1 protein-coding gene is annotated in these 1,859 nt (G+C 74.8%); it reads left to right on the forward strand.

Annotated elements, in window-relative coordinates; all coding sequences use genetic code 11:
- Positions 1 to 42 precede the first annotated feature (42 nt).
- Positions 43 to 1,859 (forward strand): condensation domain-containing protein (locus BM339_RS47315; protein WP_276526560.1); only part of this gene is annotated, 1,817 nt, incomplete at its 3' end.

Genomic DNA, 1,859 nt, shown 5'->3' on the forward strand with positions numbered 1-1,859 from the left:
AGGTCGCTGGTGCTGGGTGGTGAGGCGGCAGCGCCGGAGCTGGTGGCTGATGTGCTGGCGGCCGCGGGTGACCGGGGCGTGTTCAACCACTACGGCCCGACCGAGACCACGATCGGCGTGGCCACCACCCGCCTGACCCCCGGGCCGGTGGCGATCGGCACGCCGGTGGCCAACACCCGGCTGTACGTCCTGGACCGCAGGCTGGAGCCGGTCCCGGTGGGCGTGGCCGGGGAGCTCTACATCGCCGGCGCCCAGCTCGCGCGCGGGTACGTGGGCCGTGGCGCGCTGACCGCGGAGCGCTTCGTCGCGGACCCCTTCGCCGGCGGGGAGCGGATGTACCGGACGGGTGACCTGGCCCGGTGGACCGACGACGGTGAGCTGGTGTTCGTCGGCCGGGCCGACGAGCAGGTCAAGATCCGCGGGTTCCGCGTCGAGCCGGGCGAGGTCCGCGCCGTTCTCCTGGCGCACCCCCAGGTGGTGCAGGCCGCGGTGGTGGCCCGGGAGGATGTGCCGGGCGACCGGCGCCTGGTCGCCTACGTCGTGCCCGCCGACGCCGGCGTCGCCGAGGTCCGGGACTTCGCGGCCGGGCGGCTGCCCGGCCACATGGTGCCCTCGGCGGTCGTCGCCCTGGACGCCCTGCCGCTGACCGCCAACGGCAAGCTCGACCGCAAGGCCCTGCCCGCGCCGGACCACGCGGCTCGCCCCGACGCCGGACGCGGTCCGGCGAGCCTGGAGGAGGAGATCCTCTGCCAGGCGTTCGCCGAGGTGCTCGGCCTGGACCGTGTCGGCGTCCACGACGACTTCTTCGAGCTGGGCGGCCACTCGCTGCTGGCGACGCGCCTGGTGAGCCGGGTGCGCACGGTGCTCATGGTGGAACTGCAGATCCGGACGCTGTTCGAGGCGCCGACACCGGCGGGCCTGGCCGCCCGCCTGGGGGAGGCGGGCCGGGCGCGTGCGGCGCTCGTGGCCGGAGAGCGCCCCGAGCGCGTGCCGCTGTCGTACGCCCAGCGCCGGCTGTGGTTCCTCGGCCAGCTGGAGGGGCCGAGCAAGACCTACAACAGCCCGGTGGTACTGCGGCTGGCGGGCGAGCTGGACGAGCGGGCACTGGCCCAGGCGCTGCGCGACGTGATCAGCCGTCACGAGGTACTGCGCACGGTCTTCCCGGTCGCCGGCGGCGAGCCGTACCAGCGTGTCGTGGACCCGGCCGGCCTGGCGTGGGACCTGACCGTCGCCGAGACCACGCCGGAGCGGCTGCCCGCCGCCGTGGCCGAGGCGAGTGGACACGCCTTCCACCTGGCCACCGAGGTCCCGGTCAAGGCATGGCTGTTCCGCACGCGACCGGACGAGCACGTGCTCGCCCTGGTGGTGCACCACATCACGGCCGACGGCTGGTCGATGGCACCCCTGCTCCGGGATCTGTCCGAGGCGTACGCGGCGAGACGCGAGGGCCGGCCGCCCGCCGTGGAGCCGCTGCCCGTTCAGTACGCGGACTACGCGCTGTGGCAGCGGGACCTGCTCGGCGACCAGGACGATCCGGACAGCACGCTGGCCCGTCAGATCGCGTACTGGCGCGGCGCGCTGGCGGATCTTCCGGAGGAGCTGGCGCTGCCCTACGACCGGCCTCGTCCGGCCGTGGCCTCGCACCGGGGGCACCAGGTGCCGCTCGACGTGCCCGCGGCGGTGCACGCCCGGCTGCGGGAGGTCGCGCGGACCGAGGGTGTGACGGTGTTCATGGTGTTGCACGCGGCGTTGGCGGTGACGTTGTCGCGGCTGGGGGCGGGCACGGATGTGCCGGTGGGGTCGGCGGTGGCGGGCCGGTCCGATGAGGCGCTGGATGATCTGGTCGGGTGTTTCGTCAA

It is taken from the genome of Actinomadura madurae (assembly GCF_900115095.1).
GTDB classification, from domain to species: Bacteria; Actinomycetota; Actinomycetes; order Streptosporangiales; family Streptosporangiaceae; genus Spirillospora; species Spirillospora madurae.